General features: G+C 56.0%; 23 protein-coding genes and 2 pseudogenes. 22 read left to right on the top strand and 3 right to left on the bottom strand.

All coding sequences use genetic code 11. From position 1 onward, the window contains the following. Nucleotide 1 precedes the first annotated feature (1 nt). The 7 genes from L861_RS21090 to L861_RS21120 all read left to right on the top strand — a co-directional run bounded on the left by L861_RS21090 (nucleotide 2) and on the right by L861_RS21120 (nucleotide 6,823). Complete coding sequence (locus L861_RS21090; protein WP_016418693.1) at nucleotides 2–763, top strand: SDR family NAD(P)-dependent oxidoreductase; 762 nt, start codon at nucleotides 2–4, stop codon at nucleotides 761–763. Nucleotides 764–786: 23 nt separating this feature from the next. Next, a complete protein-coding gene (locus L861_RS21095) occupies nucleotides 787–1,776 on the top strand; it encodes an alcohol dehydrogenase catalytic domain-containing protein (protein ID WP_016418694.1) in 990 nt (329 codons plus the stop codon). Nucleotides 1,777–2,166: 390 nt separating this feature from the next. After that, nucleotides 2,167–2,580: a nucleoside diphosphate kinase regulator gene (gene rnk / locus L861_RS21100; RefSeq protein WP_016418696.1), complete on the top strand. Its 414-nt coding sequence runs from the start codon at nucleotides 2,167–2,169 to the stop codon at nucleotides 2,578–2,580. A 287-nt stretch (nucleotides 2,581–2,867) separates the two neighbouring features. Beyond that, a complete protein-coding gene (locus L861_RS21105; RefSeq protein ID WP_144063091.1) occupies nucleotides 2,868–3,179 on the top strand; it encodes a hypothetical protein in 312 nt (103 codons plus the stop codon). Nucleotides 3,180–3,199: 20 nt separating this feature from the next. Then, nucleotides 3,200–4,408: a M24 family metallopeptidase gene (locus tag L861_RS21110; RefSeq protein ID WP_016418698.1), complete on the top strand. Its 1,209-nt coding sequence runs from the start codon at nucleotides 3,200–3,202 to the stop codon at nucleotides 4,406–4,408. Nucleotides 4,409–4,499: 91 nt separating this feature from the next. Continuing rightward, nucleotides 4,500–6,068 (top strand): BCCT family transporter, encoded by a 1,569-nt coding sequence (locus tag L861_RS21115; RefSeq protein ID WP_016418699.1) that lies wholly within the window; start codon nucleotides 4,500–4,502, stop codon nucleotides 6,066–6,068. Continuing rightward, nucleotides 6,065–6,823 carry a creatininase gene (locus L861_RS21120; RefSeq protein ID WP_016418700.1) on the top strand — a complete coding sequence of 253 codons (759 nt, stop codon included), beginning with the start codon at nucleotides 6,065–6,067 and terminating at the stop codon, nucleotides 6,821–6,823. Before L861_RS21115 ends, L861_RS21120 begins: the two co-directional genes overlap by 4 nt. A gap of 44 nt (nucleotides 6,824–6,867) precedes the next feature. Here L861_RS21120 and L861_RS21125 read toward each other — a convergent pair whose 3' ends face one another. Further along, entirely contained in the window at nucleotides 6,868–7,731 is an 864-nt protein-coding gene (locus L861_RS21125; protein WP_016418701.1) for a LysR family transcriptional regulator, read from the bottom strand. Between the two features lie 267 nt (nucleotides 7,732–7,998). Here L861_RS21125 and L861_RS21130 point away from each other — a divergent pair, with 267 nt between their 5' ends. Continuing rightward, nucleotides 7,999–9,450, top strand: coding sequence for a sodium:solute symporter family protein (locus tag L861_RS21130; RefSeq protein ID WP_016418703.1), 1,452 nt, complete (start codon nucleotides 7,999–8,001; stop codon nucleotides 9,448–9,450). 75 nt (nucleotides 9,451–9,525) lie between these two features. Here L861_RS21130 and L861_RS21135 read toward each other — a convergent pair whose 3' ends face one another. After that, nucleotides 9,526–10,428 (bottom strand): LysR family transcriptional regulator, encoded by a 903-nt coding sequence (locus L861_RS21135; protein ID WP_016418704.1) that lies wholly within the window; start codon nucleotides 10,426–10,428, stop codon nucleotides 9,526–9,528. Nucleotides 10,429–10,554: 126 nt separating this feature from the next. Between L861_RS21135 and L861_RS21140 the strand changes: the two genes are divergently transcribed. From L861_RS21140 to L861_RS21190, 12 genes and pseudogenes are all read left to right on the top strand, one after another. Then, the gene (locus L861_RS21140; protein ID WP_016418705.1) at nucleotides 10,555–11,586 is read left to right on the top strand and encodes a TRAP transporter substrate-binding protein; all 1,032 of its coding nucleotides are present in this window, start codon (nucleotides 10,555–10,557) and stop codon (nucleotides 11,584–11,586) included. Between the two features lie 123 nt (nucleotides 11,587–11,709). Next, nucleotides 11,710–12,147 (top strand): TRAP transporter small permease, encoded by a 438-nt coding sequence (locus tag L861_RS21145; protein WP_269078966.1) that lies wholly within the window; start codon nucleotides 11,710–11,712, stop codon nucleotides 12,145–12,147. After that, a complete protein-coding gene (locus L861_RS21150) occupies nucleotides 12,144–13,430 on the top strand; it encodes a TRAP transporter large permease (protein ID WP_016418707.1) in 1,287 nt (428 codons plus the stop codon). The genes L861_RS21145 and L861_RS21150 overlap by 4 nt, the downstream gene beginning before the upstream one ends. Before the next feature lie 154 nt (nucleotides 13,431–13,584). Beyond that, nucleotides 13,585–13,758: a hypothetical protein gene (locus L861_RS24740; RefSeq protein WP_154658843.1), complete on the top strand. Its 174-nt coding sequence runs from the start codon at nucleotides 13,585–13,587 to the stop codon at nucleotides 13,756–13,758. Between the two features lie 92 nt (nucleotides 13,759–13,850). Then, on the top strand, nucleotides 13,851–14,546 hold the full coding sequence (locus tag L861_RS21155; protein WP_016418708.1) for an isochorismatase family protein: 696 nt from the start codon (nucleotides 13,851–13,853) through the stop codon (nucleotides 14,544–14,546). A gap of 161 nt (nucleotides 14,547–14,707) precedes the next feature. After that, nucleotides 14,708–16,020 (top strand): annotated as a pseudogene (gene glyA, locus L861_RS21160) (serine hydroxymethyltransferase). A gap of 23 nt (nucleotides 16,021–16,043) precedes the next feature. After that, nucleotides 16,044–17,294: a sarcosine oxidase subunit beta family protein gene (locus tag L861_RS21165; protein ID WP_016418709.1), complete on the top strand. Its 1,251-nt coding sequence runs from the start codon at nucleotides 16,044–16,046 to the stop codon at nucleotides 17,292–17,294. A gap of 22 nt (nucleotides 17,295–17,316) precedes the next feature. Continuing rightward, a complete protein-coding gene (locus L861_RS21170; protein WP_016418710.1) occupies nucleotides 17,317–17,667 on the top strand; it encodes a sarcosine oxidase subunit delta in 351 nt (116 codons plus the stop codon). Continuing rightward, nucleotides 17,664–20,676: pseudogene (locus tag L861_RS21175) on the top strand (sarcosine oxidase subunit alpha family protein). Before L861_RS21170 ends, L861_RS21175 begins: the two are co-directional and overlap by 4 nt. Continuing rightward, nucleotides 20,669–21,325 carry a sarcosine oxidase subunit gamma gene (locus L861_RS21180; RefSeq protein ID WP_021029257.1) on the top strand — a complete coding sequence of 219 codons (657 nt, stop codon included), beginning with the start codon at nucleotides 20,669–20,671 and terminating at the stop codon, nucleotides 21,323–21,325. Before L861_RS21175 ends, L861_RS21180 begins: the two are co-directional and overlap by 8 nt. 52 nt (nucleotides 21,326–21,377) lie before the next feature. After that, complete coding sequence (gene purU / locus L861_RS21185) at nucleotides 21,378–22,244, top strand: formyltetrahydrofolate deformylase (protein WP_016418712.1); 867 nt, start codon at nucleotides 21,378–21,380, stop codon at nucleotides 22,242–22,244. Nucleotides 22,245–22,645: 401 nt separating this feature from the next. Continuing rightward, nucleotides 22,646–23,122 (top strand): hypothetical protein, encoded by a 477-nt coding sequence (locus L861_RS21190; protein ID WP_016418713.1) that lies wholly within the window; start codon nucleotides 22,646–22,648, stop codon nucleotides 23,120–23,122. Here L861_RS21190 and L861_RS21195 read toward each other — a convergent pair. After that, nucleotides 23,112–23,807, bottom strand: coding sequence for a hypothetical protein (locus tag L861_RS21195; RefSeq protein WP_144063092.1), 696 nt, complete (start codon nucleotides 23,805–23,807; stop codon nucleotides 23,112–23,114). The two genes, L861_RS21190 and L861_RS21195, sit on opposite strands and share 11 nt — an antisense overlap. 401 nt (nucleotides 23,808–24,208) lie before the next feature. Between L861_RS21195 and mobH the strand changes: the two genes are divergently transcribed. Together mobH and L861_RS21210 are read left to right on the top strand one after the other, a co-directional pair. Continuing rightward, nucleotides 24,209–26,023, top strand: a complete 1,815-nt coding sequence (gene mobH, locus L861_RS21205) for a MobH family relaxase (RefSeq protein WP_016418716.1) — start codon at nucleotides 24,209–24,211, stop codon at nucleotides 26,021–26,023. Beyond that, nucleotides 26,010–26,951: a tyrosine-type recombinase/integrase gene (locus L861_RS21210; RefSeq protein ID WP_016418717.1), complete on the top strand. Its 942-nt coding sequence runs from the start codon at nucleotides 26,010–26,012 to the stop codon at nucleotides 26,949–26,951. The genes mobH and L861_RS21210 overlap by 14 nt, the downstream gene beginning before the upstream one ends. Nucleotides 26,952–26,962 lie beyond the last annotated feature (11 nt).

Raw genomic sequence — 26,962 nt, forward strand, 5'->3', positions numbered from 1 at the left:
GATGCAGCCTTCCTTCGATCTCGATGGTCAGGTAGCCCTGGTCACCGGGGGGAGTAGCGGTCTGGGGCGTGCTATGGCACAGGCCCTGGCCAGCGCTGGTGCCCGGGTGGTCGTTGTCGCTCGACGGCGAGGGGCCCTGGAGGAGAGCGTGGCACAGATCGAGGCACAGGGCGGCCGGGCGGCTGCTCTCGTCGCTGATCTCGCCGAACCCAAGGCAGTAGACGACATTGCCAGCCAGGCGGCAAAGCCCTTCGGGTCACTCACCATCCTGGTCAACGCCGCAGGCGTCAACCTCCGTCAGCCCATTGAGGAGGTTGACCAGACCTCATGGCAACTGACTCTGCAGTTGCATCTGGGAACCCCTTTCTTTCTCTCTCGCGCCCTGGTGCCTGGCATGAGATCCAAGGGTTACGGTCGAATCATCAACCTGGCCTCGTTGCAGTCGCAGCGAGCCTTCCCGGACAGTGCGCCATATGGCGCTGGCAAGGGAGGCATCGTGCAGCTTACCCGAGCTATGGCCGAGGCCTGGTCTCGTCATGGAATCAATGTTAACGCCATCGCCCCGGGATTCTTCCCCACCGAACTGACGGCACCAGTTTTCGAGGATCCGACTTCGTCTGATCAACTGGCGAGACGTACCGCCATCGGGCGTAACGGCACCATGGCGGATATCGCCGGACCCACCGTCTTTCTGGCATCTTCGGCGGCTGGCTATGTCACCGGACAGACCCTTTATGTCGACGGCGGCTTTACCGCCAAGTGAATCACGACTCAGGAGATCGAATCATGCAGGCACTCTATTATGTCGGGCCTGAACGGCTCGAAATGCGCGATACCGAGGAGCCGCCACTGGCTGAGGGTGAGTCGCGGGTTCGCATTCAGGCTACCGGGATTTGTGGCTCGGATCTTCACGCTTACCACGGACATGATCCACGCCGTCAGCCCCCCTTGATTCTTGGTCACGAGGCTGCCGGCGAGGTGGTGGAAGGGGCGCTCGCGGGAAAACGGGTGACGATGAATCCTCTGATTGTCTGTGGTCGCTGCGACTACTGTTTGGGAGGGCGGCAGAACTTGTGCAGTCACCGCACCATGATCGGGATGACTCGGCCAGGGTCCTTTGCCGACTTCCTGACCATTCCCGATCACTGCTTGATCGAATTACCGGATACGCTGTCATCGGTAACCGCAGCATTGACCGAACCGGCGGCAACCGCCTTGCATGGGATTCAGCGACTCGAACGAACGTTGCCCCGTCCCTTGGCTGAAGCTGCGGTGCTGGTGATTGGTGCCGGGGCAGTTGGGCTCTTGGTGGGACTCATGCTGCATCAACGAGGGGTTCGTAAACTGCGGCTGGCAGATACGAATCCATTGCGGCGTCAAACGGCACTGGAGTTGGGGCTGGATGTCTTCGATCCCGGTAAGGAAAAGCCCGGCGATGATACTTTCGAAGCCGTGTTCGACTGTGTTGGAGCTGCCGTAACGCGAGACATGGCAATATCAGCCATTCGTCCTGGCGGCGCCATCATGCACCTGGGACTTCAGGATAACAACGGTGGGCTTGATGTCCGTGCCATCACCTTGAAAGAAATCACCTTCCTCGGTGGCTATACCTATACCGCGACAGATCTCCTGGCCACGGTTGACCTATTGGACTCAGGGGCGCTCGGGGATCTGTCCTGGGTGGAAACCCGCAGCCTGGATGAGGGGGCCCAGGCCTTTGCTGATCTTGTGGCTGGCCGCACGGCTGCCGCTAAGGTGATATTGCTACCATCCTGATCACCTCCTGATGGTTGACTGAGATAGAGGAGATCTAGTGGTGCTGTCAAACCTGGAGCTTGGCGTCTTTCCGGGCAAGCTCCAGCAAGGTCATTGAACAATCTTGACAAGCCACAAAGGCAAGCGTTGCTGCCCTCAGGGAGGAAACCGCGACCCTGGTCCGTTTCCACAAGTCCATGGTGTGTGAGGTACTCGATGAAGAGGGCCATCCCATCTTGGACGAAGAGAGCGAAGATCCCCATAGCCACTAGTATTGTCCTTGTGAAGGTCGAGGGAAATATCGTAAAGTCATTTGGAATGACAGTCCTTTTTCCATTGATGGAAGAAGGGCTTTTTTCGTTGATTGGCCAGTGATCGGGTAAGGCATTGATCTGGCACAAGGAGAGTCTCATGCAAACACGCCCTGACATTATCATCAATCGATTGGATGCCGAACGGCTGCAGCACTTGATTGACAATGCCGAGGAAAAGGACATGTCAGTCGCGACAGCCTTGGAAGCTGAGTTACTGCGTGGGGAGATCATCGAACCAGAGGAAATGCCAATGGATGCGGTTAGCATGAATAGCCAAGTGCGTTTTACTGATCTGAGTCGCAATCGTCAGATTGTCCGCACTCTTGTCTATCCCCATGGCCTGTCATCCACACCGGACGCGATCTCGATATTGGCTCCTATTGGTGCGGCCATGCTGGGTCTTCGGACAGGCGACACTATTGACTGGCAATTACCTGATGGCAGCGTATCTCAATTGCGCATTGATGAAATCCTTTGGCAACCGGAGCGAGAAAAGCAGTATCACCGTTAGGGATTCATCCTGTCGCCAGGAATAACGCACAACGATCCAGCGTAAGCCGTGATCTTCCCTCCACTGGCAAACAGCACGCTCTTATCTTTCCGCCGAGCAGGTGAAACCTGACACTGTAGGAAGCATGAATGATTGCCTTGCTCGGCAAGTCCGAAAGTCTATATGAGTAATATAACCTATTGAGATGCAAAGTCATTAGCTAGGCCAATGGCGGCATTTGGACTTGTTATTTGCTCTCTGATTGTTCTATGCCGATAGTCCTTACGACAACATTTCGGTGAAGTCGAATGAAAATTTGGAAACTGATTTTTAGAGTAAAAAAATCTGCGCCCAATGGAGTGATGCCGAGAGGATTGAAGAAAGAGGTAGCGTCCATTTTTAGGGTCAAACAATCCTATGCGGTGAATTTGTCGGGGGTCAGACTGATCGGTCTTGAAATAATGGTGTCGAATGAGGAGTTTTTTCATGTCACCAGAATAATAAGGATTTTAGAAGAGCGATATAAGTTGTCGCTGTTTGAGTTTTCTGAAAAAGAGTCAGCGGATAGTAATGGTATTTCTATCAAGGTGGGCTCCAAGCCAATCTTGCAGGTGGCATAACACAATCAAAGGAGAATAACATGGATATTCCATCTCTTATTAATATTCCCAACGGCGAGAAAGTCGTACCAACTTTTTCTGATGATGAAATGCGGGGGCGACTTGACAAGTTGCGTAGCCACATGGCCGCAAGTGGTGTCGAGGCCGTGGTTCTGACCTCTTATCACAACATCAACTACTTCAGTGACTTCGTGTACTGCAAGTTTGGACGCGATTATGGCCTGGTGGTAACCCAGGACAACTTCACCACTGTAACGGCCAACATCGATGGCGGGCAGCCGTATCGGCGTAATCGCCTAGGCGACAACATCGTCTACACCGACTGGCAGAAGGACAATTTCTTCAAGGCCGTCAAGCAGCTGTGCGAGGGCAAGAAGCGAGTCGGCGTCGAGTTCGACCACCTCACCCTTCAGAATCAGCAGAAGCTGCTCGATGCCCTTGGCGACGTCGAACTGATCGATATCGGCGTGCCGACCATGAAGATGCGCATGATCAAGTCAGCCGAGGAAATCGCCTTGATCCGCCAGGGGGCGCGTATCGCGGACGTGGGGGGTGTTGCGGTGCGTGATGCGATCGCTGTCGGCGTGCCGGAGTACGAGGTGGCACTGGCCGGACAGCGGGCCATGGTCCGTGAGATCGCCAAGACCTACCCCAACAGTGAGTTGATGGATACCTGGGTCTGGTTTCAGTCCGGCATCAACACCGACGGTGCCCATAACCCGGTGACCAGTCGGCGCATGCAGCCGGGAGACATTCTGAGTCTCAACACCTTCCCCATGATATCTGGCTACTACACGGCGCTGGAACGGACCCTGTTCTGTGAATATGCCTCGGATGAACATCTGCGATTGTGGGAAGTGAACTGCAAGGTACACAAGCGGGGGCAGGAGCTGATCAAGCCGGGAACTCGTTGCTGTGACATCGCTCATGAACTCAACGAGATCTTCGCCGAACATGACTTGCTCAAGTATCGGACGTTTGGTTATGGCCACTCCTTCGGCACTCTGAGTCATTACTATGGCCGAGAGGCCGGCCTGGAGCTGCGCGAAGATATCGAAACGGTGCTCGAGCCCAATATGGTGGTCTCCATGGAGCCGATGATCATGGTTCCCGAAGGTCAACCTGGCGCCGGCGGCTACCGCGAGCACGACATCCTGGTAGTCAATGAGCACGGAGCAGAGAACATTACCGGGTTTCCGTATGGACCGGACCACAACATCATCAAGTAGCATCTAAGGGGGCCTAGCCCCCTTTTTGCGTACAAGAATAAATACTATAGGAGTGTTTGGTATGGTTCTTCACTCAGGACCCTTTAGGGGGGTGAATCCACTGGTAACCATGGTGTCAGTACTGGTCATGGTTGCCTTTATATCCCTTGCCATACTCTTCCCCGAGGCAACGACGGGGTTGATCGACAGGGGAAGAACCTATGTGACTTTCTATTTCAATTGGTGGTATGTCGGACTGGCGGCGAGTTTCCTGATCTTTCTTCTGGCCCTGGCATTCAGCAAGTATGGGCGCTTGAAGCTCGGAGAAGAGGATGACAAGCCGGAGTTTGGCTACTTCACTTGGTTCGCGATGCTGTATGCGGCCGGCCAAGGCATTGGCATTATCTTCTGGTCCATTGCCGAGCCGATCATGCATCTCTCGCACGGGACGCCATTCTCGTCGGCGGTAGGCAATGGTGAAGCCGCAGATGTTGCCATGCGTCTCGCCTACTTCCACTGGGGACTCAATGCCTGGGCGATCTACTGCATTGTCGCCCTCGGCCTGGCCTTGATGGCCTATCGATATGGCAAGCCATTGAGCATCCGCTACACGCTCTATCCAATCCTGGGGGAGAAGGTCAATGGGTGGATTGGTAACCTCATCGATATCATTGCTGTCTTTGCCACCCTCTTTGGTATCGCAACCTCTCTGGGGCTGGGTGTTCAGCAAATCAATTCTGGTCTTAATTATCTTTGGGATGTGCCTGTCAATAGCCTGGTGCAGGTGGCACTGATCTGTGTGATAACGGTCCTGGCGCTGATCTCCGTTTTGACGGGGCTCAAGAGGGGGATCAAATATCTTTCTCAGGCCAACATGTGGCTGACCTTCCTGCTGCTGGCCTTCTTCTTCGTCTTCGGTCCCACCCGTTACATCATCGGCGGCTTCCTGGATTCCGTGGGTGACTATGCCAGGTCGGTGATTCCCCTGAGCTTCTATACCGGCAGTAATGTGACCGCAGCGAATGGTGCCGATTCCTGGCAGGATTCCTGGCAGGGCTGGTGGACCGTCTTCTACTGGGGATGGTGGATGTCATGGGCGCCCTTCGTCGGGGTCTTCGTGGCGCGCGTCTCCCGTGGGAGGACCATCCGTGAATTCATCTTCGGTGTAGTGGGCGTTTCCTCCCTGCTTTCCTTCGTCTGGCTGTCGGCCTATGGCGGCACGGCGATCCATGAGGAGCTTTTCGGCAACGGAGGCATCGCCAATGCCGTCGCCAATGATGTCTCCCTGGCACTCTATGCCACCTTCTCGTCCATGGACGTGGGAGTCGTCGGCGTACTTGCAGGATTCTTCGGCACGGTGCTGGTGGCCACCTACTTCATTACCTCGTCCGACTCGGGGACCCTGGTCATTACCACTATCCTCAGCGAGGGGGATCCGCATCCGCTCTCCCGGCATCGTGTGTTCTGGGGCCTTATGGAAGGAGCCATTGCGGCGGTATTGCTGCTGGTGGGAGGCGTCTGGGCGCTATCGACCCTACAGACGGCTGCCATTCTCTCGGCGCTTCCCTTCTCGGTGATCATGGCCCTAATGGCCTACTCGATCTTGCGGGCTGTCCAGCAAGATAGTTACTTTCGCAAGCCACACACGTTGACATCCGCTACGGGAGGACAGGGTCGATGAATAGCGTCAAGATAGCGGAAATGGATTGGATGACGTATCGCGACAAGGTCCAGGACGGAGCGTGCAAGATACTGCTTCCTGTCGGAGCGATTGAGCAGCATGGACCGCATATGTCGTTGAATCCGGATGTACTGATCCCCGAGCATATCGCCTGTCAAGTGGCGGAGAGAAGCGGCGGTATGCTGGTGGCACCCCCGATAGCCTATGGTTACAAGTCACAGGTCAAGTCGGGGGGCGGGAACTTCTTTCCCGGAACCACCTGCGTCAGCGGTCGTTCCCTGGAAGAGTACGCCTATGACGTGATCCTCGCCTTCACGGAGCACGGTAACCGAGAGTTCATCGTGCTCAACGGGCACTATGAGAATTCGATGTTCCTGGTAGAGGCGGCCGACCGTGCCGTGAAGCAGGCAAGGCTGTCCGGTATCGAGATCAAGGTGATTCTCCTCTCCTATTGGGATTTCATCAGTGAAACCACCATCGAGAAGGTGTTTCCCGATGGATTCTCGGGGTGGGCGGTCGAGCACGGAGGCGTGCTGGAGACCTCGATCATGCTGAAGATACATCCTAAGCTGGTGGATATGTCGAAGGTGGTCGATATGCCACCTGCGGAATTTCCGCCCTATGATGTCTTCCCCCCCGATCCAGACTGGGTGTCGAGTTCGGGAACCTTGTCGTCACCGGCGAAGGCGACTGCCGAGAAAGGTAGTTGGATACTCGACGAGTGTATAGAGAAGATTTCCCGGACTTTCTCATGAGAAAAAGGGGCATTGTCAATGCATCAGAGCTGACAATGCCTCCCTCACATATTGGCCAGCCCCGAGCGCAGGAAGTCAAGTACGTGGCGCGATGCAATGTTGAGCTCCCGCTCCTTGTAATATAAACCGATACAGACTCTCTCCAGCTCGGGAAGGCTCTTGGAACTGGCGGCATGCTTCAGGTGTTCGGGAATCACCGATTTGGCCATCGCCGTGATGCCCAGGCCTTCCTCGACGGCGGAGAAAATGCCCAGCAGGCTAGTGCTCGTGTACATGAAACGGAAAGGATGCAGCTGTCCCTGGAGGGACTCCTCCATGAGGGAGCGGTAGACACATCCCTGCGGGTAAGCAATCAGCGGGATGGGGTCATCATAGCCATCGATGAGCCGGCTGTCCTTGTAGACCCACTCGAGGCTTTCCAGCCGATAGTCGCGAGAATCTCTGTCTTCATTCTTCTTGGCACGCTCCATGGCCAGGGCAATGTCATAGTGTCCCTTCTGATAGCGCTGGAGTATCACCTTGCTGATTTCACAGTCGACTTCCACGATGATGTTTGGATAGACGCGTGAAAGATTTCTCAGCGCCTTGGGAAGAAAAGCCAGCTCGAAATCGTTGGGGATGCCTAGCCTGACCTTTCCTGAAACATTGTCACCCCTGACCTTGGCGATGATCTGATCGTTTATCTCCAGAATCTGACGTGCAGCTTCGTAGAGATATTCGCCATCCTCGGTCAGTTCGAGACTCGAGCCTCTCAGGAAAATCTTGGTATTCAGGATCTCTTCCAGTTTCTTTACCTGAAGGCTGATGGCCGGTTGCGATCGGCCAAGAAGTTCGCCTGCGCTGGTGAAGCCTCCCAGATCCTTTATGGTGACAAAGGTTCTCAGAAGATCGGTGGGTATGTTTGTCATTTTCTTGCCATTGTGATGTCCAATGCGGCCATTTGAGATGCAAATTTGTGTGCCGTAAGAGAGTAAAATACCTTGAAGTTGCGCTATGTGACAATGCGCGATTTTCAGGCAATGAATCCATCAATAACAAGAGGATTATTGGATGAATTCTTGGGTGTTGAGTACCTTCCTAGTGCTTACCTTCTACATGCTGATCCATGCCGGTGCAACTTACCTCCGAAAAGAGTTGAAGAGAAAATCCGCCAATGGCTCAATGAGGAAGTGAACATGGATGCATACAAGTTGTTCAACTGGGGACTGCTGATCCTGACTTTCGGCTTGCTGATCTACCTCGGCTATCTCTCGTCACGCTATATGAACAAGAGCGACGAGGGGGGCTTCCTGGTGGCAGGGCGATCACTTGGCGCCTTCGTGGGGGCGGGCACCATCGTCGCGACCGGCTTCAGCGGCTGGGGGTTCATGGGATCACCCGGTGTAACCTACCAGTTCGGCGCCATCGAGGTGCTGGGGAACTTCTTCTTCGCCCCGGCCATGATGATCGCGGTGCTCTACTTCGCGCGTTTCCTGCAGCGACGGGCGATCGAGATGGGCAGCAATACCATTCCCGAGTATATCGCACAGAGCCATGGTGGTGGAGCGATGGGCCGCGTGTTGCAAGGGATGGCAGCCATCATCACCATTCTACTGCTGCTTGTCTTCCTGACCAGCCAAATCAAGGCCGTCGGCCTGCTGGGTGCCAGTTGGCTGGGGATCGAGCTCAACCAGAGCGCTTTCCTGATGGTTTCGGTCATCATCGTCTACACCATGCTCGGGGGGTTGGCCGCCGTCGCCTGGACCGATACGGTCATGGTCTGTGGCATGGCCCTGGCGGCAGTCATCATCCTGGTGCAGATTTTTACCTCGGTGGATCTGGGCACCTGGGAAGCGTCGCTGAACGCCATCGATCCGGAACTGCTCAATCCTACCTCGGGGGCCCACTACGGTGAATCGATCGGCACTGTCTTCCTGGTGCTGCCCTACGCTTTCCTATTCGCCGCCGTATTGCCATACATGGCGGTGCGCTTCCTGGCGATGAAGCCCGACGTCAAGCTGCACAAGGTGGGCGTCTATGTCGCCATCCTGGGAGCGTTGCTGAGTCTGATCCCGATCGTCGGGCTCTATGTGCGCATGCAGGTGCCCAATCTTTCCGATCCCGACATGGCAATGCCGGTCTACCTCGAGCGGTTCATGCATCCGGCCATTCAGGGCATCATCACACTGTTTATTATCTTCGCCATGAAATCCACGGCGAATTCCTTGCTGCATACCGTCGCGTCAGCAACTTCCCATGACCTCCGTCTGTCTCTCCTTGATCGTGTAACGAGTGAGCAACAGGCCCTTTTCATCAACCGTACGGCAGTGGTCGTGTTGGGCGTGCTGGCGTTAATGATGATGCTATATGCACCGCCCTTCATGCTCTCCTGGCTGGGGATTCTGGGCTCGGGCACATTATTGGCGAGTATGATCGGTCCAGTATTTATCTCCACCTTTTGGCAGGGGAGTGGATGGGGAGCACTCAGTGCCATGGTGGTGGGCTTTTTCACCAGCGGTTACATGATGCTCTTTGCCGATGTTGGTTGGTTGATTGGACCGCTGACAGGCTGTGCCGTCTCATCGGTTTGCTATGTCGTTGTCTCACTCATGACGACGCGACCAGTCTTCCGAAAAGCCAGTATCTGAAATCGAGGTCGTCCCCCAGCAGCCGATTAATGATCGGCTGCTGGGTTCATGTAGAGTATGATGATTCGGTATTTCTCATGCATCGAGTTGCTGATATAGCATATCTCTAAATAGCTGAAAGCTTGGTGTGATAAAGGCGCTGTTCCAAGCGGCAATAGTCTCTATGTGATTATCTGGGTGTTTTAGTGGCACAGAGACTAGATCGTCCCGCTTGAATTTGTTGACGCAATCGGAGTAGAACGATATCCCCATGTTGGCAGCTACCAAGCCGAATATTCCGCTGCTGGTGGAGGCCTCCTGAATAATATTTGGAGTGAAACCGGATTTCATGCACAATCGAAAGACGTGAGAGCGGAACTCACTCCATCCCTCTTCTGTTCCTAATATGAATTTTTCGTGTCTCAAGTCGTCAATCGTCACGAATGAGCTATGAGCTAGCCTATGGCGCTTGGGTAAAATCACAACAATATTTTCCACCGCCGCCCGATGAGTCTCCACTCCCTTGATTGATACTGGTCCTATCATGAAACCGGCATCAATGTCGTGATCCAAAACAGCATTATGTTGCTTATGAGAGGGCATATAGATCAAATTGACGATGATATCGGGGTAGGCTTCCTTGAAAGACTCAAGAATTTCAGGGAGAACGCCATTGATTGAAAAATCATTGTAAGCGATGGTGATCCGCCCGATGTCTCCGTTGGAGGCTCGCTGAGCCAATTGCACGCCGCGTTCCAGATGTCTCAATGCTTCCTGGCACTCCTGCAAGAACAGCTTCCCCGAATGCGACAAGGCGACTTGGCGGGTCGTACGCTCGAACAATGCTGTACCGACACAATCCTCTAACCCCTTGATTAACCGGCTCAAAGCAGGCTGGGTGATGCATAACGCATCCGCCGCTTTCTTGAAGTGGAGGGTCTCCGTGACGGCGATGAACGCCCGTAGATGGCGGAGATCGAAGCGGATATTGTTGTTCATATAGACATCAATCAAGAAGAAAAATGAATTAGACGGTATAAGTTATGGGGCATAGGCTGAGACAAGTCAAGTGCAACCAATGAGCTTGATTGCCACCAACAACAATGATGCAAAAGGGGAAATCGCATGAAAGTGATGTTTTCCAAAGCTTTGATCGTCTGTTCATCCTCCTTGGCCTTGTCAGTACTGACAGCTACGGCATATTCGGCTGACAAGGTACTGAAATTTCATAGTGGTTATGCGGAATCCCGGCCAGAAGCAGGCTTCGTGAACGAATTTGCCGAGCTTGTCAGCAAGATGTCCGATGGAGCATTGCAGATTGATGTATACCATGCGGGATCGCTTGGCCTGAAAGAACCGGACATGCTGAGAATTCTGCAGCAGGGGGCGGTCGACATGGCGTTGCTCTATGGCGAGTACTATTCACGGGATGCACCGGAACTCTCAGCAGTCTACGCACAGGGTGCGATCAAGGAAGCCGAAGAACATCTCGAAGTGCTTCCCACTATCCGTGACATCTATGCGCAAGAGTATGCCGATTGGGGTATCAAGACCATCGGGGGTGTCGTTTCGCCGGTGTTCGATGTGGGGGTGCACTGCAAGCAACCTGCGAGTTCCATCGAAGATCTCAAGGAAAGGAAGGTCAGGGTATGGTCGGCGCATTTGGTCGACACGTTTACCCGTCTGGGGGTTTCCGCCCAGGTGATCCCTCAGAATGACATGTACATGGCCCTCCAGACAGGGGTCGTGGACTGTGCCTACTACCTCTCAACGGTTGCAGAAACCGTTTCACTCAATGAAGTCACCGACTTTGAATCATACATCCATCCCTGGGCAGCGGCTCCCGCCATGTTCGGTGTCAGCATGAAAACGTGGGAAACGTTATCCGAGGAACAACAGCAGACACTTCAGGAGGCGGGGCAGGAGATCTGGGAGAAAACGCGTGCTCTCGCGGTCGATCCCCAACGCGAGGCGAAAGCGCGAGAGAACCGGGAATCCTTGGGAATTACCATGCTGGAGCCCTTTTCCGACAGTGATGTTGAGCAATTCCAGTCTGCGGCCTTCCAGGCCTGGGAAACCATCGCCAAACGGGCCGGAGAAGACGGGCTATCCATTTTCAATGAGGTGACACATAAGATTCAGGAAAACAATCAGTAACCGAAGGGCCGGTTCTGGGCCGGCCCTGCTCTTCGAGAGGCCGCGGCGATGAAAACAGCATACAAGATAATAGACAAACTTGTTTACTGGATGTTTTTGGCTGGTGTGGTGTCAGGCATCTTCATGACAGCGCTAGTCTTTGTCAGCACGTTGATGAGATACCTATTTAACAGTCCTGTTCATTTTTCCAATGAACTAGCTGGGCTATTGTTCTTATCAATAACGTTCCTGACTATTCCACATGTATTGAACATCGACCGGCACATAAAGATTGACTTGGTGGTTAAAAAACTTCCCTCGCGAATCAAGAATCCGGTGGGAGTCTTTGCCAGTATGGTCATGATCATATTTTCATTGGTGTTTATCTATGAGTCATGGGGGTTCATGAATTTTTCTCGACTCATATCGTCTCGCTCCGATATTAGCGGAATCTTGCTTTGGCCCTGGATGATACTTATGCCACTCAGTTTTGTCATGTGTGTTGTCGTCAAGATAAAACACGCTTGTCTGTTTCGAGGGGCGGATGAAGTAAACCGCCTCGTTGTGGAGGAAAAGTCATGAGTTGGGCAATTCTGAGCACAGGGCTGCTGTCCCTATTGAGTAGCGGTGCAGTGCTGGGAGCTGCGCTTGGGCTGGTCGGCTTTATCCTGTTGCACTTCCAAGGTGGTGGTGCCACGTCACTGGCTATTAATTCGGCCTGGAACCTGTTGACCGGCTTTTCCCTCACGGCAGTGCCACTGTTCATTTTTCTCGGCGATATCCTGTTATCAAGCGGGGTATCGACCAAGGTGTACAATGGACTGACGCCCTTGTTCCGGCGGATCCCGGGAAAACTGCTACACACAAACATTGCCGTGTGTACACTCTTCAGTGCTGTCAGTGGCTCGAGTTCCGCTACCGCCGCAGCCATCGGCTCGGTGGGGTATCCGGAATTGAGGGGCCGTGGCTACTCACCCAGTATGGTGGTCGGTACCCTGGCAGCAGGGGGGACCCTAGGCCTTCTTATTCCCCCAAGCCTGGCCTTGATCATCTATGGGGCGACTCAGAATGTCTCCATCGGTAAGCTGTTCTTGGCGGGTATCATCCCGGGCATCATGATTTCCGGCGCCTTCTTTGTATGGATCATGGTGAGAGCAAAGGTAGGAGAGAGCGTTACCCCTGAAGACAAGGAAGATATGGACTGGGGAGCTGTATTCAAGGGACTGCTGCAAGTTTGGCCACTGCCTATACTCATTTTCTTCGTGCTGGGAACTATTTACATGGGAGTCGCGACACCTACTGAAGCGGCTTCCCTTGGCGTTACTGCCAGTATCGTCCTGGGATTCGTCTGGGGCAACCTGACACTCTCCAAGCTATGGTCGGCGTTTATCAATGGCACCATCATGTTCAGTGCCATTGCCATGATCATGCTGGGAACGGCAATCCTGTCGCAGGCGGTCAGCCTGCTTGGACTACCGAGGGAGGCGGTGGCTGCCATTGCAGAGCTTGGATTCAACCGTTACGGGATCCTCTTGATGATCGTCCTGGTGTACATCGTTCTTGGCTGTTTTTTCGATGGCATCTCGTTATTGCTGATGACATTGCCCATTACGTTTCCAATGGTGACAAGTCTGGGATTCGACCCGATCTGGTTCGGTGTCATTGTGACCCTGCTCATGGAAGTCGGTATGATAACTCCTCCCGTCGGTCTGAATCTCTTCGTGCTGACGTCGATTACCAAGAACGAAGTCGATGTTACGGAGGCCGCCTGGGCATCGCTACCTTATTGGTTGATTATTCTGGCAGCCGTGTTGGTTTATACCGCATTTCCCTGGTTCGTGACCTGGCTACCCTCCTTTTATTGAGTTGTGACGTGATTATCTGGCTGGCCTACGAGTGGCCAGCCTTTGTATTTGACGATAGCTTTGCCGGAGTCGGGTTCTGACATGGCTTTCTGTGTGATCACTCACATTTGTTCCTTTGACCAAAAGGTCTTATCAGCTAGTTGAACCTGTAACAATGGGTACACCCTCTGCCTATACGAAAAATGCAGGGCTTGCTGTGCCGGTGTGCGTGTCATTTTTATGTGTGATGCATCGCAAGGACGAAGCTGATATGGCACTTTTATTAATGCTCAAAAATGCATCATTCCTCAAAAAAAATGAATTTGTTGTTATGAGTCAGCAAGGCTAGCCTTGATGATGCCGCTAGGCAAAGTTCGTACTAAACGCGATGACGTCCACTGCGTTACATCAAATAATTGCTTTCTGATAAGGATCAAGAAAATGTCACAAGATCTCATGAGTATGCTGGAGCAGGCTTTCGAAGAATCCACCAAGCTTTATCAGGAACGCGGATTCCAGCGCCGTGTCGGCTTCGGCAAGAAACCGGCGCTGGTGAGCGTTGACCTCGCCAATGCCTGGACGCGTCCGGGCAATCCCTTCACCTGCGACCAGGAAAAGATGGATAATGAAATCATTCCCGGTATGCAGAAGCTCCTCAAGGCGTTCCGCGCAGCGAACCTGCCGGTTATCCATGTAACGACGGCCTATGAGATCACCGATCGCAATGCTCCGTTCACCGATATGGGACTGTGGCACAACAAGATTCCCGTCGATGCTGTCGATCTTGCCAATGAAGATCTCTGGGCTATTGATTCGCGCATCGCCCCGATCAAGGGTGAATATACGCTTCTGAAGAAGCGGGCCTCGTCCTTCCATGGCACCGAACTCGCGGGCATCCTGCGTGCCAATAACGTCGACACGATTCTCGTGACCGGTGTCACGGCCTGCGCCTGTGTGCGCCAGACCATCTGTGACGGCATCGCCGACGGTTTCCGTCCCATCGCGGTCAAGGAGTGCATCGGCGACCGGGTGCCGGGAGCCGTGGCCTGGAACCTGTTCGATATCGATGCCAAGTTCGGGGATGTCGAGTCCGTGGACCGTTGTGTGGACTATCTGAATACCGTCGGCAAGAACTGAAGTTATCGCTTTCAGCAAGAGCGAGCTCTCGGGGCTCGCTTTTGTTTTTATGCTTTTCAACTTATTGCCGCATAAGCATTTCAAATTAGTCCTGCTCTGTAGAGACCTATAACTTCTTCGATGAGGCTCTTGCACTCTTATCGAACAATAAGGAGCTACCTATGACTAATGCACGCCTTAATGACTTTGATCCCCAGGTCGTTGTCGCCATCGAGGAAGAGATGGAACGTCAGGAGGCGCACATCGAATTGATCGCCTCCGAGAACTATGCCAGCCGCGCCGTCATGGAAGCGCAGGGCACCCAACTGACCAACAAGTATGCCGAGGGCTATCCGGGCAAGCGCTACTACGGCGGCTGTGAGTTCGTCGACAAGGTCGAGGCCCTGGCCATCGAACGTGCCTGCGACCTGTTCAGTGCCGACTACGCCAACGTCCAGCCGCACTCTGGCGCCCAGGCCAATGCCGCGGTGTTCATGGCGCTGGTTAGCCCGGGTGACACCGTGCTGGGCATGAGCCTGGCGCATGGCGGTCACCTGACCCATGGCGCGGCACCCAACTTCTCCGGCAAGCACTATCACGCCGTGCAGTACGGGCTGAATCCCGCGACCGGCGAGATCGACTACGAAGAGGTCGAGCGCCTGGCGCGCAGCCAAGCCACAAGCCCAAGCTGATCATTGCCGGCTTCTCGGCCTATGCCCGGGTAGTTGACTGGCGCCGCTTCCGCAGCATCGCCGACGCCGTGGGTGCCTGGCTGCTGGTCGACATGGCCCATGTGGCCGGCCTGGTGGCGGCCGATCTGTACCCCAGCCCGCTGCCGCACGCGCACGTGGTGACCACCACCACCCACAAGACCCTGCGCGGCCCGCGCGGCGGCCTGATCCTCTCCGCGAGTGGCGATGAGGCACTGTACAAGAAGCTCAATGGCGCAGTCTTCCCAGGTCAGCAGGGCGGCCCGCTGATGCACGTGATCGCCGCCAAGGCGGTAGCCTTCAAGGAGGCCATGAGCCAGGACTTCGTGCGCTACCAGACCCAGGTGATTGCCAATGCCAAGGCCATGGCCCAGGTGTTCGTCGCACGCGGTTTCGACGTGGTTTCCGGCGGTACCGATGACCACCTGTTCCTGGTCTCGCTGATTCGCCAGGGCGTGACCGGCAAGGATGCGGACGCAGCACTGGGCCGGGCGCATATCACCGTCAACAAGAACACCGTGCCCAATGATCCGCAGAGCCCCTTCGTGACCTCAGGGTTGCGCATCGGCACCCCAGCGGTGACCACCCGAGGCTTCAACGAGGACGACTGCGAGCAACTCGCGGGCTGGATTTGCGACATTCTCGATGTGCTGGCCGAGCAGGGCAGCACCAGTGCCGTGGAGGCCGAGGTGCGCGAGAAGGTAGCCGAGCTGTGCGGGCGTTACCCGGTGTATGGCGACGCCGAGCAGGCGACCGCCGATGAGCGCGAGACAACCATCGCCTGAATCCATCCGTCAGGAGAATCATTATGCAACGTTATTCAGGATTCGGGCTGGTCAAGCATGCGCTGAGCCACCACGAGAACTGGCAGCGCCAGTGGCGCAACCCCACGCCCAAGAAGGCCTACGATGTGATCATCGTCGGCGGCGGCGGCCATGGCCTGGCCACCGCCTACTACCTGGCCAAGGAGCACGGGATCAAGAACGTCGCCGTGATCGAGAAAGGTTGGCTGGGGGGTGGTAACACCGCACGTAACACCACCATCGTACGTTCCAACTATTTATGGGACGAGGCGGCGGCGCTCTACGAGCACTCCATGAAGCTGTGGGAAGGCCTGTCCCAGGATCTCAACTACAATGTCATGTTCTCCCAGCGCGGGGTGATGAACCTGGGGCACACCCTGCAGGACATGCGCGACATCCAACGCCGGGTCAACGCCAACCGCCTCAACGGCATCGACAGTGAGGTGATCACCCCGGAGCGGATCAAGGAACTGGTGCCGGTCATCGACACCTCCAAGAACGCCCGCTACCCGATCTTGGGCGCCTCCTGGCAGTCGCGTGCCGGCGTGGCGCGCCATGATGCCGTGGCGTGGGGCTTTGCCCGTGCCGCCGATGCCCACGGCGTCGACATCCTCCAGCAGACCGAAGTCACTGGCTTCAAGATTCGCGATGGCCGCGCTTACGGGGTACACACCAACCTTGGTGATGTCGAGGCCAAGACCATCGGCTGCGTGGCCGCCGGCAACTCCGGCGTGCTGGCCAAGATGGCCGGCATCAAGCTGCCGCTGGAGTCGCATCCGCTGCAGGCGCTGGTCTCCGAGCCGCTCAAGCCGGTGCTCGACACCGTGGTGATGTCCAACCATGTGCACGGCTATATCAGTCAGTCCGACAAGGGCGACTTGGTGATCGGCGCCGGTATCGACGGCTACAACGGCTACGGTCAGCGCGGCAGCTACTCCACCGTGGAGCACACCCTGCAGGCGATCGTCGAGATGTTCCCGATCTTCTCGCGGGTGCGCATGAACCGACAGTGGGGCGGTATCGTCGACACCTGTCCGGACGCCTGCCCGATCCTCTCCAAGACCAAGGTGAAGGGCCTGTTCTTCAACTGCGGCTGGGGCACCGGCGGCTTCAAGGCCACCCCGGGCTCGGGACACGTGTTCGCCGCCAGCCTGGCCAAGGGTGAGATGCACCCGATTGCCGCGCCGTTCTCCATCGATCGCTTCAATACCGGCGCGCTGGTCGACGAGCACGGTGCCGCTGGCGTGGCACACTGATCTACCGCAGAGGAGAGTCGACATGTTCTATATTCATTGCCCCTACTGCGGCGAACACCGCGAGGAAGAAGAATTTCATCCCAAGGGCCAGGCGCATATCGCAAGACCCGAGGATCCGGCGGCGTGCAGCGACGAGGAGTGGGGCGACTACCTGTTCTTCCGCGACAACCCCCGCGGTATTCACCACGAGTTGTGGGTGCACGCCGTGGGCTGCCGCAAGTTCTTCAACGTCACCCGCAACACCGTGACCTACGAGATCCTCGAGACCTACAAAATGGGCGAGCAGCCGTCGATCACCGCCGAATATTCCGACGGCCGACCCGCCCAGGATGCCGCCGACCAGGCATCGCTTCGTGAAGGAGTCCGCGCATGAGCCAGCCCAATCGTCTCACCCGTGGGGGGCGCATCGACCGTTCCCGCAAGCTGAGCTTCACCTTCAACGGCAAGCCCTATCAGGGCCATGCCGGGGATACCCTGGCCTCGGCGCTGCTCGCCAACGGCGTCGACATCGTCAACCGCAGCTTCAAGTACTCGCGGCCGCGCGGCATCGTCGCCGCTGGCGCCGAGGAGCCCAATGCGGTGGTCCAGCTCGGCAAGTGCGAGGCCGGCCAGGTGCCCAACGTGCGTGCCACTCAGCAGGCCCTGTATGACGGCCTGGAGGCCCGCAGCACCAACGGTTGGCCCAACGTCCAGCGCGACCTGATGAGCGTGATCGGCAAGCTGGGTGGCAAGTTCATGCCGCCGGGCTTCTACTACAAGACCTTCATGGCCCCGGCCTCGATGTGGATGACCTACGAGAAGTACATCCGCAAGAGTGCCGGCCTGGGACGTAGCCCCACCGAGCCCGATCCGGACATCTACGATCACATGAACCAGCACTGCGACGTGCTGGTGATCGGTGCCGGCCCTGCGGGGTTGGCCGCGGCGTTGGCTGCCGCTCGCTCTGGTGCACGAGTGATCGTCGCCGATGAGCAAGAGGAGATGGGCGGCTCGCTACTCGATTCCCGCGAGCTGCTCGACGACCAGCCGGCGGAGCAGTGGGTGGCCGAGGCGCTCCAGGCGCTGGCCGACATGGACAACGTGACGCTGCTGCCGCGCACCACCGCCAACGGCTATCACGACCACAACTTCGTGACCCTGCACGAGCGGCGCACCGAGCACCTGGCGGACACCGCACCGCTCAAGAACGGCCGTCGCCAGGTGCGGGCGCGCATGCACCCGGGCCGGGCGGGTGGTGCTGGCCACCGGCGCCCACGAGCGGCCGCTGGTCTACGGCAACAATGACGTGCCGGGCAACCTACTGGCCGGCGCGGTCTCTACCTATATCCGTCGCTACGGGGTGGTGCCGGGCAAGAAGCTGGTGCTTTCCATCAGCAACGATCACGCCTATCGCGCTGCTCTGGACTGGGCGGAGAGCGGTCGCGAGGTGGTGGCCATCGCCGACGCCCGAGCCAACCCAACCGGCGAGCTGGTCGAGCAGGCCCGCGCCAAGAGTATCCGCATTATCACCGGCAGCGCGGTGATCGAGGCCAAGGGCGATAATCGTGTCAGTGGCGCCCGGGTGGCCAAGATCGACGCCGAGGGCTTCCGCATAGTTGGCGACGTGACCGCCAGCTCCGGCGGCTACAGCCCGGTCATCCATCTGGCCTCGCATACTGGCAGCCGGCCCACCTGGCGTGACGACCTGCTCGGCTTTGTGCCGAACCTGGTAAAGGGCGTTGTCGCCGCCGGGGGTGCCCACGGTGTCTATGCCACTGCCGAGGTGCTGGCCGATGGGGTTGCCGCCGGTGCCCACGCTGCCGAGGAAGTCGACTGCAAGGCGGCTGAGGTGCGCCTGCCCCAGGTCGCCGCGCGCGACGACGGCGAGGCCTGTGCGCTCTATCAGGTGCCCCACGAGAAGCCGACGCTGCGGGCGCCCAAGCAGTTCGTCGACCTGCAGAACGACGTCACCGCGGCGGGCATCGAACTCGCCACCCGTGAAGGCTTCGAGTCGATCGAGCACGTCAAGCGTTATACGGCGATGGGTTTCGGTACCGATCAGGGTAAGCTCGGCAACATCAACGGCATGGCCATCGCCGCGCGCTGCCTGGGACGGACGATTCCCGAAGTGGGTACCACGGTGTTCCGTCCCAACTATACCCCGGTGACCTTCGGTGCCATTGTCGGTCGTCACTGCCGCGAGCTGTTCGACCCCGAACGCTACACCGCCCTGCATCAGTGGCACGTGGAAAACGGCGCTGAGTTCGAGGACGTTGGTCAGTGGAAGCGTCCCTGGTACTACCCGCGCAGCGTCAACGGCAAGGTCGAGACCATGCACGAGGCCGTGGCGCGTGAGTGTCTGGCTGTTCGTCAGAGGGTGGGGATTCTGGACGCCTCGACGTTGGGCAAGATCGATATCCAGGGGCCGGACGCCCGTGAGTTCCTGGGACGTGTCTACACCAACAAGTGGGCCAAACTGGCTGCTGGTCGAGTGCGCTACGGGCTGATGTGCAAGGACGACGGCATGCTGATGGACGATGGCACCACCAGTTGTCTGGGTGACAATCATTTCTTGATGACTACCACCACGGGTGGCGCGGCCGGAGTCATGGAGTGGCTGGAACTGTGGCATCAGACCGAGTGGCCGGAGCTCGAGGTCTACTTCACCTCGGTCACCGACCACTGGGCGACCATGACCGTGACCGGGCCGGATGCCAGGAAGCTGTTGTCGGAAGTCACCGACATCAACCTGGACAAGGACCAGTTCAAGTTTATGGACTGGCGCGAAGGGAAGGTCGCTGGGGTGCCGGCGCGAGTCTTCCGTATCTCTTTCACCGGCGAGCTGGCCTATGAGATTAACGTCCAGGCCAATTACGCCATGCACGTGTGGAAGATGCTCTTCCAGCACGGCGAGAAATACCACCTGACGCCCTATGGCACCGAGACCATGCACGTGCTGCGTGCCGAGAAAGGACTGATTATCGCCGGCCAGGACACCGACGGTTCGGTGACCCCGGAAGACCTGGGCATGCAGTGGGCAGTCGGTTATGACAAGCCGTTCTCATGGATCGGCAAGCGCGCACTGACGCGTCCCGACACCAAGCGCAGCGACCGCAAGCAACTGGTCGGGCTCAAGCCCAAGGATCCCAAGGTGGTCCTGGAAGAGGGCGCGCAGATCGTCTTCGATCCGAGTCATGCGATTCCCATGCCGATGGTCGGCCATGTGACCTCCAGCTATTACAGCGCCATTCTTGGACACGGCATCGCCCTGGCGGTGGTCAAGGGCGGCCATCACAAGATGGGCGAGACCGTCTATCTGCCCATGGCGGATGGACAAGTTCACGAGGCCAAAATCGTTAGTAATGTCTTCTACGATTCCGAGGGAGAGCGCCTGCATGCCTAATTCGGTTGCCCAAAACGTTAGAACCTTCGATACACGCCCTGAAGCAACGGTGGCGATCGAGTCACCACTGGCTTATTCCTATCAGCGCTCAAAGGCCCCGAAACCAAACTCTCACGGAAGGAAGGGGCTTGTAGTGCGTGAGCGACCGCTGCTCGGTCACTTGATCCTGCGTGGCGGTGCCATCGTCCTCGACGAGGCACTGCGCGAGGAACTGGGGATCAACCTGCCCGGTCAGCCCCAGGGGCTGGTTCTCGATGCCAGCGGCGAACGCTCGGTGCAGTGGCTGTCGCCCGATGAGTGGCTGATCATCGTCCCCGGCGGTGAGGAGTTCGAGCTAGAGAATCGCCTGCGTGCGCGTCTCGGCGATGCCCATTACAGCATCGTCAATGTCGGCGGCGGCCAGACCGTACTGGAGCTGTCCGGTGAGAAGGCCCGCGAAGTGCTGATGAAATCGGTGGTCTATGACGTCCACCCCAGCCACTTCCCAGTTGGCAAGGGCGTGACTACGGTTTTCGCCAAGGCCACCGTCATCATTCGTCGTCCGACGGAGGATTGCTGGGAACTGGTGGTGCGTCGCAGCTTCGCCGACTATTGTTATCGCTGGTTGCTGGATGCCGGCGAGGAATACGGCATCGGCGTCGCAAAGTGAGTGTCAGGCCGGGGCATGCCCCGGCCTTTTGCCACATAAGGAGGCGTCTATCATGAGTCCCCCTTCCGATACCTGGATCATTGCTGCCCAGTGTCCCAGCCGTCTGGGCACTGTGGACGTGGTCACTCGTTTCCTGAAGGAGCAGCGCTGTTACATCACCGAACAGCACTCCTTCGATGATCGTCTCGGGGAGCGCTTCTTCATCCGCGCCGAGTTCCGGCCACTAGACGATGACTTCGACGGTGAGGTCTTCCGCAACGCCTTCGCCCCACGAGCAGCGGAATTCGACATGACCTTCGAGTTGATCCCGCCGGGCACGCGGATGCCGGTGGTGATTATGGTCTCCAAGGCCGATCATTGCTTGAACGACCTGTTGTATCGCTATCGCATCGGTCAGTTGCCGATCGAGATTCGTGCTGTGGTATCCAATCACCCGGACCTCGAACCACTGGCGATCTGGCACGACCTGCCGTATTACCACTTCCCGATCACCCCGGATACCAAGGCCGAGCAGGAGGCCAAGGTGTGGGAAGTGATCGAGGAGACCGGTGCCGAACTGGTGATCCTGGCGCGTTACATGCAGGTGCTATCCAGTGAGATGTGCGAGAAACTCGCCGGTCGGGCGATTAATATCCACCACTCGCTGTTGCCTGGCTTCAAGGGCGCCAAGCCTTACCACCAGGCCTACGACAAGGGCGTCAAACTGGTCGGCGCCACCGCTCACTACATCAACGACGATCTCGACGAAGGCCCGATCATCACCCAAGGGGTCGAGCCGGTCAGTCATGCTGACTACCCCGAGGACCTCGTCGCCAAGGGCCGCGATATCGAATGCCTGACGCTGGCGCGGGCCGTGGGGTATCACGTCGAGCGACGGGCATTCCTGCTTGCCAAGCGCACGGTGGTGTTTGCGCGATAGCCAGAGAAAAGGATATCTAGATTATGGCACCATCGGTTATCAGAGATCGAGGTTAGCAGGTATAGAAACCCAGTATTAGGCTAAACCCCTTTCAAACCAGTTAACATTCTCTATCGTCCGCCAAGCTGACCCTCGGTACACCTCAAGGCTGGATCCACTCGTGGGAGTCGACCCATGCCTGCTGACTTTTCCCCAAGGCACCAAACCATACCCTTGAGTCTACTGAGCAGCTTGATGCTCTGTAGGGTGGGATTGACTCACGTCGGGGTAAACGTGTTCACGATATCAGGTGTTCCCGTTATCACCGCACTTCGGATGTTGAGATCCTTGAGCGGGATGCTGCTCGGCATGGCACCAAAATCTCAGTGGATCCAGTGAAATGGCGATAAGGGAGAAGGAGCATGTCAACATCACAATTGTTCAACATTCGTCCCAGCGGGTTTGCGGAGCCATTTGACGAATATATTCCCTGGATTCGTCGAGCCCAACAACACCTGCTTGGTTCCAATATGCAGCATGTTGAGCTTGATATCGTTCCCAGTGATGAAAGGGTAATCGATGTCATGGGCAGTGTGCCAATCCACCCACAGATCAGCAAATTTCTATCCTCTAGGGAGATGAGTGATAGGGTGGAATGCTGGAATATTCTGGGTGCAGGGGTTCATCAGACTGAAGAAGTGATGAACGACGAATTCAAGATTCTGGTGCTGGACACACTATGCCTTGCGGAAATTGAGGTGAACACAGGTGTGGTCGTAAGTGTCAGTCGGTCACTCGATGCCTACTATTTAAGCAAGTTGATCACGCTGAATAAAGCTATTGAGCGGACTTTCATCGCTTATTTTCCGACACGCGTCTACCGAGCCATCACGGCTTGATAAGGGAGAAATTGGATAAGCACAGGGTGGTGGGGATGCCAGCCGGGGTAACACCTCGGTCTAGTTGGCTCAGTTGATCTAATGTCGCCCATATTTTGGGCCCGATTGACTCTGGGTTGTCCACGCGAAAACCAAAGCGTTGCCAGAAATTGATCCTCATGTTGATGTCTCGGGTTCTTCCCGGCTCTTGTGTTGGCGCATCATTGTGACTGATTCGCCCAAAAATGCGTACCTGATGCTTCTCTGGAGAGGTGGTATCCAAGCCATAGAAAAAGTGGATGGTTTGTATGGCAAGATTGACGAGTAAGGTTCCATAGTTCTGGCTATGTATCGGAACGCCTGAATGATTTCCCACTAAATCCACAATACCGATCTTGCCATCAAACCGGTCACAGAGAGTTAGCGACGCATTCGGCAGGGAGCGACTGGTGCTCATGAATAGCTCCAGGTCAATCAATTGATTGATGTTGGAATAGCTGATCCTGATTTCTGCATCTCCACTTTCCCAATGCAAGCCTTCCAGCAATGTTTGTTCATTCTGCGGGTTTGGATCTAATTCACTTTCTGTCATAGCGTCCTCATCAATGGAAGGCGAGATACGATATTCAGTGTTCGGGGAGGGACAGCGGTCTTGGGGTCCTTTTCTTGGTTGATCTTTTGGGGCCTGACCCTTGGAGAATTTCATTTATTTTTCATGGTGATCTCCTAATGCTGGTGCTGGAGAGCCTGGTAGTGGGAGACCGTTGCGTGATGGGAAGTGCATCCTCATTGGTACATGGTCGTCCTCGGCCTTTGAGGGGCGACATCAGACCGAGATTCTCTTCCCTTCGTGTAGCATATCGGGTGCGCGGCAGTTTGCTCGGGTCATTGTGCTCCAGCAGTTCTGGGACAAGGTACTCATCCATATCATCGCTGCCGATGTTAACGCGGAGGCCGTGTTGGGTGAATGGCTCCTCGGGATGGGTCTCCACGATGTTCGACCTTGAACGGTAAGAATGCCCTCGAATCTCGCTTAACGTTTCCCCTTCCACAATGACGCCATTCACGGTGACATCGATGCCAGACGCTAATGACTAGGACTCGCTCATGCGCTGGCGCTGGTTCCCACGCTCGAAAGCTGCTTTCAAGCCCGATTTTGATGACTACCAAGGCCCGTTGTCGAGTAAGGAATTACTGGAGACGCCTCGCCGACAAGCGATGGTGAAGATGTTGTGGGACACGACATCGCTGACCCGGCATGTCTTCGACGAGTACCTTCTGGCGCCGATCGAGCGCTACGCAGAGTTGGTGCAGCTGTTGCCCGCGTCCGAATCCCACCACCATTCTTATGCGGGCGGCATGCTCGAGCATGCCCTCGAGATGGCGTGTTATGGGTTGAGGTTGCGGCAACACCATCTCCTTCCTCCCGGAGCGAAACCCGAAGATCAGAGCTCGGAGGGAGAGCTCTGGAGTGCAGCCGTGATATACGGTGCGCTGATGCATGACGTAGCCAAGGTGCTGGTCGATATGGACATCCACCTGGTGGATGGGCGTTACTGGCGATTATGGCACGGCAATATTCCTGCTCCCTATCGGGTGAGATATCGCCAGGGACGTGATTACCACCTCCACCGCGCCGTGAATCCGTTGCTGTGCCAGCAGGTGCTGGGGCCAAAGGTGCTGGATTGGCTGATGTCGCAACCGAAGCTCTTCTCCCTCCTCATGTACAGCATCGCGGGTCACCAAGAGCGTGGAGGGATCATTGCCGACCTGATCCATCACGCCGATCGAGCCAGCGTTGCGAAAGCCATGGGGGGCAATCCGATGACAGCATTACAGGCGCCCGTGACGTCGATCCAACGCAAGCTGGTGGACGGTCTGCGCCATGTGATCAAGCAACGCATCCGACTCAACGAGAAGGGCGCTCAGGGCTATCTCACCCAGGAGGCACTCTGGATCGTGACGCCTCTGGTACCCCGTGAGCTCAAGGCGCACCTGCTGGCACTCGGCATTGAAGGAATTCCCTCGAGCGATACCCGGCTCTATGACGAGATGCAGGCACATGGACTGATCGAGGCCAATCCTGGAGGCAAGTCAGTATGGAAATGCGATGTGGTCATTGGTGACTGGAAGGCATCGTTCTCTCTGCTGAAGCTCCCGCCAGCTGTCATTTGGGGAAGTGACGAGCGACCGGCAGTGTTTGAGGGAGAGGTAATTGTCACTGGCGCAGCCGAAGGTCACGATACCCCGCCGGAACAGGCGACTGGTGGGCACGGTACCGAGACTGCCTCGCCATCAATAGCACCCGCCAAGCTGCTGACAGAAGGGCTGGAGGGAGAGACAGTCGCCACCGCTTGCGCTACCTCTACCGGCGACTCATTGGAAGATGAGCTAATTGACCTGATAACGGGCAAGGGCACTACAGATGACATTGCCCTATCAGCTGATACCCGCTCATCACCTGGACCAGCCATCACGAAAGCCACCGTAGAGGACGCCGCTCCCTCGGATATGCCACTCGACACCAAGGATGCCGGGATGGAGTTCTGGACGTGGCTCCAACAGTCGCTCGCCAACCACGAATTGATCATCAACGATGCCAAGGCGCATGTACATACCGTGAATGGAACATTCTTCCTGGTGAGCCCGCGCATTTTTAAACGATATTGCAATGCAAGATACGGAAAAGACGATTACTGGAAACATGTTCAAGATAGGTTTCAGAAATTAAAGAAACATCACCGTACGGATGATGGAAAAAACATTTTTCATATTGTGGTAAAGGGACCTAGCCGTGGGCCAAGTATACTGAAGGGGTATCTAATAAAAGAAAGAGAGGAACTAGGGATGTCAAGGATTCCTCTTGATAATCCATTCTTGAAACTGAAGGTAGAACGGGGAAAAGAATATGGATATCGTTGATTTCGACAATCTGGTTCAGCTCTATTTTTCAGACCGATGGCTAAGACCTTACACGCAGCGTTCCTACGAGTGTCCTGTGAGGTTGTTTAGACGATTTATAGGAGAAGAGGTGCTACCCAATGAGGTGACTCGTCATGATGTTATACGCTGGCGATCAGAGATATTGCGAAACGAGCATCATGATGGAATAGCTGAGACTAGCTGGAACAACTATGTTCGTCATCTTAAGGCTATATTCAAGCATGGGATAGATAATGGGTACCTGCCACTGATGGAAAATCCTTTCAGTAAGGTTTCGGTACGTCCGATGCGCAAGCCCAAGAAAACGGTCAGGAAAGAACATATAGCACTGGCGCGGGAAGTAATTGATTTAAGTATAAAATTTGAGGAAATGTCGGATGGTTTGGCATCTCTTCATCCGGCATGGTTCTGGGAAGTCGTTTTTGAAACCTTCTATCATACGGGCATCCGTATGAGTCAATTGTTGAAGGTGAGAGTGAGGGATGTGAGCCTGGAGACAAGGATCCTTATCGCGACATCAGAAGGGGCAAAAAACAATAATGAGCATAGCGTTCCGATTTCTTCTGGGCTGTATCCACACCTGCTGACACTGATGAGTGCTGCCAAGTCGGCCAAATTCAAGCCTGGTGATCAACTCTTTAACGTGAATCGATTTAGCCGACGACATAGACTTGAGCTAATGGACATTAGCCAGGTTGCAGGTTTTTACCGAAAGCTATCCAGGCTCTGTAGTGTGAGGATGACACCGCACCGGTTCCGCCATACGCTTGGTACCGACCTGATGCGAAATCCTGACAGAAACTTGCATATCGTCAAGGCGTTACTGGGGCATATGAATATCAGTACGACGCTCGAGTATATCGAGGCTGACCCGGAAAGCATCCGAAAGCAATTGGACGATCGCTGAGGGCTTTCCCG

It is taken from the genome of Litchfieldella anticariensis FP35 = DSM 16096, from assembly GCF_000409775.1.
Taxonomy (GTDB): domain Bacteria; phylum Pseudomonadota; class Gammaproteobacteria; order Pseudomonadales; family Halomonadaceae; genus Litchfieldella; species Litchfieldella anticariensis.